General features: G+C 65.8%; 5 protein-coding genes and 2 tRNA genes. 4 read left to right on the top strand and 3 right to left on the bottom strand.

Features of this window, described 5'->3' with window-relative positions:
- Window positions 1-747, top strand: a 747-nt coding sequence (locus tag Y704_RS24580) for a sortase domain-containing protein (RefSeq protein ID WP_162149413.1), incomplete at its 5' end; no start/stop codon positions are given.
- Window positions 748-896: 149 nt separating this feature from the next.
- Window positions 897-984: transfer RNA gene (locus Y704_RS0113800), tRNA-Ser, on the top strand.
- A 69-nt stretch (window positions 985-1,053) separates the two neighbouring features.
- On the opposite strand, the gene Y704_RS0113805 is transcribed toward Y704_RS0113800, so the two are convergent.
- Window positions 1,054-3,168, bottom strand: a complete 2,115-nt coding sequence (locus Y704_RS0113805; RefSeq protein WP_026550555.1) for a RecQ family ATP-dependent DNA helicase — start codon at window positions 3,166-3,168, stop codon at window positions 1,054-1,056.
- 121 nt (window positions 3,169-3,289) lie between these two features.
- On the opposite strand from Y704_RS0113805, the gene Y704_RS0113810 reads away from it, so the two are divergent.
- Entirely contained in the window at window positions 3,290-4,696 is a 1,407-nt protein-coding gene (locus Y704_RS0113810) for a phosphomannomutase/phosphoglucomutase (protein ID WP_026550556.1), read from the top strand.
- 78 nt (window positions 4,697-4,774) lie between these two features.
- Here Y704_RS0113810 and Y704_RS0113815 read toward each other — a convergent pair whose 3' ends face one another.
- Window positions 4,775-6,658: a phosphoenolpyruvate carboxykinase (GTP) gene (locus Y704_RS0113815; protein ID WP_081747666.1), complete on the bottom strand. Its 1,884-nt coding sequence runs from the start codon at window positions 6,656-6,658 to the stop codon at window positions 4,775-4,777.
- A gap of 288 nt (window positions 6,659-6,946) precedes the next feature.
- On the opposite strand from Y704_RS0113815, the gene Y704_RS0113820 reads away from it, so the two are divergent.
- Window positions 6,947-7,019: transfer RNA gene (locus Y704_RS0113820), tRNA-Arg, on the top strand.
- Between the two features lie 247 nt (window positions 7,020-7,266).
- Here Y704_RS0113820 and Y704_RS21390 read toward each other — a convergent pair.
- Complete coding sequence (locus Y704_RS21390; protein ID WP_026550558.1) at window positions 7,267-7,887, bottom strand: glycosyl hydrolase family 18 protein; 621 nt, start codon at window positions 7,885-7,887, stop codon at window positions 7,267-7,269.
- Window positions 7,888-7,948: the final 61 nt, after the last annotated feature.

Raw genomic sequence — 7,948 nt, forward strand, 5'->3', positions numbered from 1 at the left:
CTGCTGTGTCTGATTCTGTTTCAACAGCTGTTTTTCTTCGTGCCGCAAAACACTGCGAACTTCACATCACCGGAGGTTCAGGCGCCTGTGATGACCGCCCCGACATCGACAGAAGGAACCGACACTTCACAGAATTCTGGACTAGATAACGAAGCGTCGCCCGAAACTTCATCCGCTACCAAGATATCCGGAAGTGATCAAGAACAGATTCTCGCGGCTCCTCCCGAAACTCCAGCAGTGCCGCAAAATGAGTCGGCACCTGTTCCGATATCGGCTGGATCGAATGGCGCAGCGGTCTCGAGGCCAGTCGTCGCGACCCCGACCAGGATCACTGTCGCTGCTGCTGGCATCGACGTTCGTGTGCTGCCGCTGAGTCTTACAACTGAGGATCTTGCCAGCCAGTCAATCGTTCCACCTTTCACAGACGATGGTTACTGGATAAGCTCCTACGGCGCTCCAGGAGTAGGCTCCACCGACACCACTTACATCACCGGCCATAGCTGGGAGGGCAGGGAAGCGCCTTTTGACCGGTTCAGCACCCATGCCTCCGTGGGAGATGTCCTGACCCTCACCACCACCGCTGGAACGATGAACTACGTCATCGACGCCGTGACCACTCACGACAAGGACTCCTTGAAAACCAGCGCAATCTGGGACGTCGTTCCGAACAGGGTGGTCATCATCAGCTGCTATACCGAAGACCCTTGGGGGAAGAACGTTATCGCCACTGCCTCACCTGTAGGTTAACAAATCCGAACCGTTGGGCGGCCAGTAGGCCCCGACCACCAGGAAACACTCCTCATGAAAGGTCGAGGCGAGTGCTTGCACTTTCGGAACCCGCGGTTTTGCTCTGGATGCCCCTTCTGGGTAACCTTGGGAAGCTAGCAATAGCGACTGGAGACGTGCCAGAGCGGCCGAATGGGCTTCACTGCTAATGAAGTGTGGGCCAAAAGTCCACCGGGAGTTCAAATCTCCCCGTCTCCGCGCCAGGGCCCCCTCGAAAGAGGGGGCCCTTCTGCATGGGTGGTCCATCCAGTTGGCCGATGGCGCCCGCTATGCCCGCAGCGCAAGGGCGAACGGCAGCACCGATCCTGCCCCCGCCGTCCTCAGCGCCCGCCCAGCCACGGTCAGAGTCCATCGGCTGTCCGCGAGATCGTCGACCAGCAGCACCGGTCCGGGATTGGCTGCGAACCAGGCCTGCCCCTCGGGCGGGACGGAAAAGCGGTCCCAGACCGAGGCGAGCCGGAAGGCGCTGTTGCCGCCCGGATGTCCCGGAGGCCACCCCTGGGGAATTTCGAGCACCCCCAGGAAGGGGATACGCCCGACGTCGGCGAGCGCCTGCGCGAGGGAGCCGATGAGTTGTGGATGGCGCCGGGACGGCATGGCGACCACCGCTACAGGACGGGAATCCCAGGTCCACTGGGCCAGGACCCGAACGCAAGCGTCGATGACTGCCGCATCCAGTGGTGCATCCGGTGTCGAGTCGGCCAGGAGTTCCCGCAGCCGGTTTCCCCACCCGAGGTCGGTCATGCGGGCCAGTGCCCGTCCGTTCCCCACCAGCTCTCCCGGCTTGAGCTTTCCCTTGACCTGCACTCCCAGCTTGTCCATGCCGCTGGGCCACTGCCCGCGCGGTTCGAGTTCGACCCCCACCCGGCTCAGCGCCTGCCCGGCGTTGTCGGCCGCGTCGGAGCCGATATCGCCGGAGTACCACGGCCCGGCGCAGTTGTCGCAGCGGCCGCAGGGGGACGCGGCCGGGTCGTCGAGGGAGGACGCAAGAAATTCCATCCGGCACGCTGAGGAACTCTCGTAGTCGAGCATGGCGCGCTGCTCGGCGACCCGCGCCTCACTGATGCGCCGGTACCGTTCGGCGTCGTAGGACCATGGGTGCCCGGTGGCCTCCCAGCCTCCTGACACCTTGCGGACGGCGCCGTCGACGTCGAGCACCTTGAGCAGCAGCTCAAGGGGCGATCTCTTGAGATTGACGCGCGCTTCCAGGGCAGGTGTCGAGAGGACGGCCCCCGGCTCCAGTGCCTCCAGAACCTGGTGGGCCGCCTCCTCGGACGGCATGGAGGAGGTGGCGAAGTACTCCCAGATGTCGCGGTCCTCGGCACCGGGCAGCAGCAGGACATCGGCATTGGGAGTGCCGCGGCCGGCACGGCCCACCTGCTGGTAGTACGCCACGGGCGAGGAGGGCGCACCGAGGTGCACCACGAAACCGAGGTCTGGCTTGTCGAAGCCCATACCGAGTGCGCTGGTGGCAATCAGCGCCTTGACCTCGTTCCGCTTCAGGGCGGTTTCGGCCGCCTCGCGGTCGGCAGGGTCCGTCCGTCCTGTATAAGCCTGCACCGCGTGGCCGTTCTCGCGGAGGAGCCGCGCCGTGTCTTCCGCCGCCGACACTGTAAGTGCGTAGATGATTCCGCTCCCCGGCAGGGATTCGAGGTGCGTCAGGAGCCAGGCGAGCCGCGCCCGCGGGCTCGGCAGCCGCAGCACCCCCAGCCGCAGCGATTCCCGTGCGAGTTTTCCCCGTAGCGTGAAGACGTCGGTGCCGCCCGTTCCCAGCTGCTCCTCGACGTCCTTCACCACCCGTGAGTTGGCGGTGGCTGTGGTGGCCAGCACCGGCACGCCCTGCGGGAGTGCCGCAACGAGCTCGCGCAGCCTGCGGTAGTCAGGGCGGAAGTCGTGGCCCCAATCGGAGATGCAGTGCGCCTCATCGATGACGAGCAGGCCTGTGCGGCGCATCAGCTCGGGCAGGTGGCGTTCCCGGAACGCCGGATTGTTGAGGCGCTCGGGCGACACCAGGAGGACGTCCACCTGGTTGGCATCCAGCTTGGCGGTGATGTCGTCCCAGTCTGTCTGGTTGGCCGAGTTGATGGCCTCAGCGCGTACCCCGGCTCGGGCGGCGGCCGCCACCTGGTCGCGCATGAGCGCCAGCAGGGGCGACACGATGAGGGTGGGGCCCGCGCCGCGGTTCCTCAGCAGCAGGCTTGCCACGAAGTAGACGGCTGACTTGCCCCACCCCGTGCGCTGGACGACCAGTGCTCGCCGGCCTCCCTCGACGAGCGCTTCGATCGCTTCGAACTGGCCGTCGTGGAAATCTGCATCCGCGGTGCCGACCAGCGATTGCAGCATGCTGGTGGCCTGATCCCGGAGAACTGCTGTCTGTGGCATGCCGTCAAGTATTCCAGCCGCCCCTGCCTTTCCTGGCGGCAGGGCACCGGTAGGTGTGCACGTGGGCGCCAGCCGGGCGACAACTCAGGGGAGCATCCCTGCAACCGTTAGACTTCGAACCGTGAACAAAACCTTCGACCTTTCTGCTTCATTCAAGGCCTATGACGTGCGCGGCATTGTCGGGGAGACCATCACGGTGGAGACCGTCACGGCGGTGGGTGCGGCCTTCGTCGACTCCCTCGGACTGGCAGGGATGAGCATCCTCGTGGGCGGGGACATGCGTCCGTCGTCCCCGGAATTCTCCAGCGCCTTCGCGAAAGGGGCTACCCGCCGCGGAGCGGACGTGGTGCTGCTCGACCTCATTTCGACCGACGAGCTCTACTACGCCAGCGGTACGCTGAACGCCGCGGCCGTCACCTTCACGGCAAGCCACAATCCGGCCCAGTACAACGGCATGAAGATGACGCGGCCAGGCGCTGTGCCGCTGTCCTCGGAAACCGGACTGCGCGAAATTCAGCACCTCGCCGAGCGCTACCTCGACGAGGGCTCCATTCCCGCGGCCGACAGCCCCGGTTCGATCAGCGTGCGCGACGTCCTGCCTGACTACTCCCGCTTCCTGCGCTCGCAGGTGGACCTTTCAGCGCTTCGGCACCTCAAGGTGGTGGTCGACGCCGGCAACGGCATGGCGGGTCTCACCACCCCCGCAGTGCTGGGCGACCGCCTGCTGCCCGCGCTGCCGCTGGACATCATTCCGCTGTACTTCGAGCTGGACGGCTCGTTCCCCAACCACCCGGCCAACCCCCTCGAGCCGGCGAACCTCCTCGACCTGCAGGCCGCCGTCGTCCGGCATGGGGCAGACCTCGGCATCGCGTTCGACGGCGACGCCGACCGCTGCTTCATCATCGACGAGCAGGGCGCACCGGTCTCCCCCAGTGCGGTCACCGCCATGATCGCCCGCCGCGAGATCGCCCGCGCCCGGGCGGCCGGCGAGGACACTCCAGTGATCATCCATAACCTCATCACGTCCCGGGCCGTGCCCGAGCTCATCAGGCGTGAGGGCGGACGCCCCGTGCGCACGCGCGTGGGCCACTCCTTCATCAAGGCAGTGATGGCGGAGGAGGGCGCGGTCTTCGGCGGCGAGCACTCGGCCCACTACTACTTCCGGGATTTCTGGAACGCGGACACCGGAATGCTCGCCGCCATGCACGTCCTGGCCGCGCTCGGTGAACAGGAGGGCCCGCTGTCCGACCTCGGCCGTGAATACGAGCCCTACTTCTCCTCGGGCGAGGTCAACTCGAGGGTCGAGGACCTGCCTGCGGCCATCCGGCGCGCGCGGACGGAATTCGAAACCGAAGGCGTGGTGGTGGACGAGCTCGACGGCGTTACGTTCACCCCGGAGCACGGCAACTGGTGGTTCAACCTGCGTGCCTCCAACACCGAGCCCTTCCTTCGCCTCAACGCAGAGGCGGTGGACCCCGCAACGCTCCAGCAGGTTGTGGACAGGGTCCTCGCCTTGGTGCGGCAGTAACCCTGGCCTACGGAAACAGGACTGCCCCGCCGCTTCCGAATGAGGAAGCAGCGGGGCAGTCGGTGTCTCAACAGAAGCTCAGACCGCGCTGAACCGGTCCTTCAACTCGTTGAGCTGGCCCGTCAGTTCGTCCGGCAGCGAATCGCCGAACCGGCTGTACCATTCCTCGATGCCCTCCAGCTCGGCTGCCCACTCCGCGGAGTCCACGTGCACGGCCGCTTCGACCTCGGCCGGTGTCATGTCGAGCCCTGTGAGGTCGAGCGCGTCGCCCGTGGGGACATACCCGATGGGGGTCTCGACGGCATCGGCGGTTCCTTCCAGGCGCTCGATGACCCACTTGAGGACCCGCGAGTTGTCGCCGAAGCCCGGCCATGCAAATCCGCCGTCCGCCGTGCGCCGGAACCAGTTGACCAGGAAGATCTTGGGCAGCCGCTCCTGGTCGGCCTTCGCGCTCAGGTCGATCCAGTGCCGCAGGTAGTCGCCGGCGTCGTATCCGATGAAGGGCAGCATCGCCATCGGATCCCGGCGGACCCGGCCCACTTCACCCGCGGCTGCAGCGGTGGTCTCGGAGGACAGGGTGGAGCCCATGAAGATTCCGTTGGCCCAGCTCCGCGACTGCGTGACCAGCGGGACGGTGGTCTTCCGCCGTCCGCCGAACAGGATGGCCGAGAGCTCGACACCCTCGGGCCGGTTGAATTCCTCCGCCAGCATGTCGATCTGGTCGATCGGCGTGCAGAAGCGGGCGTTCGGGTGCGCCGCCGTCCGCCCGGAGGCAGGCGTCCAGTCGTTGCCCTGCCAGTCGGTCAGGTGCTCCGGCACTTCCTTAGTCATGCCCTCCCACCACACGCCGCCGTCGTCGGTCAGTGCCACGTTGGTGAAGATGGAGTTGCCCTTGGCGATGGCACGCATCGCGTTCGGGTTCGTGTGCCAGCCGGTGCCGGGAGCGACGCCGAACAGCCCCGCTTCCGGGTTCACTGCGCGCAGCTCGCCCTCCTTCCCGAAGCGCATCCAGGTGATGTCGTCACCGAGTGTCTCGACCTTCCACCCGTCGATGGTGGGATCGAGCAGGGCGAGGTTCGTCTTGCCGCAGGCCGACGGGAAGGCGGCCGAGAGGTAGTAGGTCCTGTCCTGCGGCGAGGTGAGCTTCAGGATCAGCATGTGCTCCGCGAGCCAGCCCTCATCGCGGGCCATCACCGAGGCGATGCGCAGCGCGTAGCACTTCTTGCCGAGCAGGGCGTTGCCGCCGTACCCGGATCCGAAGGACCAGATGGAGCGCTCCTCCGGGAAGTGGACAATCCACTTCTCCGTGTTGCAGGGCCAGGGGACGTCGGTGTCACCGTCCGCCAGGGGCGCACCGAGCGAGTGCAGGGCCGGAACGAACTCGGCGTCGAGCTCCGTGATCCTGTCGAGGACTTCGGTACCGATGGTGGCCATAATGCGCATGGAGGTCACGACATAGGCGCTGTCGGTGATTTCGACGCCGAACTTCGGGTCCTCGGCGTCGAGGTGTCCCATCACGAACGGGATGACGTACATGGTGCGGCCGCGCATGCAGCCCGAGAAGAGGCCGCGCAGCTTTTCCTTCATCTGCGCCGGTTCCATCCAGTTATTCGTGAATCCCGCCTCCCGCTTATCCTTCGAGCAGATGAAGGTCTGCTCTTCGACCCGCGCCACGTCAGCAGGATCGGAGAAAGCGGCGAAGGAGTGCGGGAAGGTCTCGGGCTTCAGCCGGACGAGGGTGCCTCCGTCCACCAGCTCATCCGTCAACCGGGTGTTCTCGCCCGCGGAACCGTCCACCCAGTACACTCTCGCGGGTTGTGTCAGCTCGGCGACCTCGCGCACCCAGGCAAGCAACCTGGCGTGGGTGGTCGGCGCTGAATCGTTTCCGGCAGCGGACACGGGCGCACCTCCCTTGCTGGTGTCGGCACTTTCTTCAACCTGCTGGCGCACGGGATGGCCCATTAGTCTTCCCTTCATTGGGTGGCTGGTGTGTATTGATGCTAAGCGCGCGGTATTTCCGCGCCGGCGTTCCGGTGCGGTGGAATTCGCCTGATAAAGCGGCCTGCCGCGGTGCGTCAGGATCTACCCGGACAAATAGCGGCTCGGGTGTGACAAAGGTCACGTAGACCGGTCTAGCCAATCCACAGCGGTTTGATTGATGTTCAGTTGATTAGGCGCCGATGCCCTTTGCCTGTAAAGTTGTCTACGGCCAAACGGCTGGCTGGTGGAACGGTTGATAACCCACTGCTGGCGTGCGTAGCTCAACGGATAGAGCATCTGACTACGGATCAGAAGGTTGGGGGTTCGAATCCCTTCGCGCGCACTGTGTTCGAAAAGAAATACCCACGAAAGGCTCCGGTCATCTGACCGGGGCCTTTCGTGTGTCAGGTGGCCGGCAGCACTCCGTCGAGGGCGGATCCGCGGGGTGCTGCACGCAGTCGGTCGGACAGCACGGCGACCAGGGACCCGTCGCGGTTACCCGCAAGGCCCCACCACATGGCGCCACCGAGCCCCCTGTGCTGAATGTAGTCACTTTTGGCGCGCAGGCTCCCCGGGTTGTCATAACTCCATCACGAGTCACCGTCGAACCTCCACGCCGCCCCGAGCTTTTCATCCGTGAATTCCCTGCCGACACCGCGCAGCCAGTCGTAGTCCTCCAGCCCTGGTTCTGCGCGTGACGGAGCCGGTCCGGTGGCGGCTCCCCAGAGCTTGTGCGTGGCCGCACCGGCCCATCCCCTGCCGAATGCCGCGAGGCCGAGACCGAGCTGGGCCGGGCTGATCCCGGCGTCGAGGTAGTCGAACAACCGGGGATCGTTCCAGCCGCCTGCCTCGATGTCCTTCGGATTCGCCGGGAGGAAGGCACTCAGCGAATAGGAGTGTCCCGTTCGGCCTCCCCAGGCGTCCAGCTGTGTGCGGAACTCCTGCAGCAGCAGCCGGAGGTTCCCGGCGTCGTTGTCGCGCTCCACAGAGTTTCCCTCCAGGCCGCTGTCGGTGGCCGGCCACTCCCAGTCGATGTCGATTCCGTCGAAGATGCCGGCCGCCGGCCCGTCTCCTCCCCTGCCCTCGATCAGCGGCAGGCTTCCCCTGAGATACAGCACGATGCGACGAAGGCCCTGCGCTTCCCATCGGTCGCCGCGGCACGCGAGAAGTTCTTCGACCCGGTCCAGCCCCCGAGGGAGATCACCGCTCACAACCGGGATTCGCCGCCTTCAGCTGCCGGAGCTGGTTGAACGAGCCGGCCAGCGGCTGCTC

It is taken from the genome of Arthrobacter sp. Br18, from assembly GCF_000520555.1.
In the GTDB taxonomy this organism is placed as follows: Bacteria; Actinomycetota; Actinomycetes; order Actinomycetales; family Micrococcaceae; genus Arthrobacter_D.

Coding starts and splice junctions, on each gene's coding strand:
- Y704_RS0113805 (WP_026550555.1), bottom strand. CDS start 3,168: ATGCCACAGACAGCAGTTCTCCGGGATCAGGCCACCAGCATGCTGCAA.
- Y704_RS0113815 (WP_081747666.1), bottom strand. CDS start 6,658: ATGGGCCATCCCGTGCGCCAGCAGGTTGAAGAAAGTGCCGACACCAGC.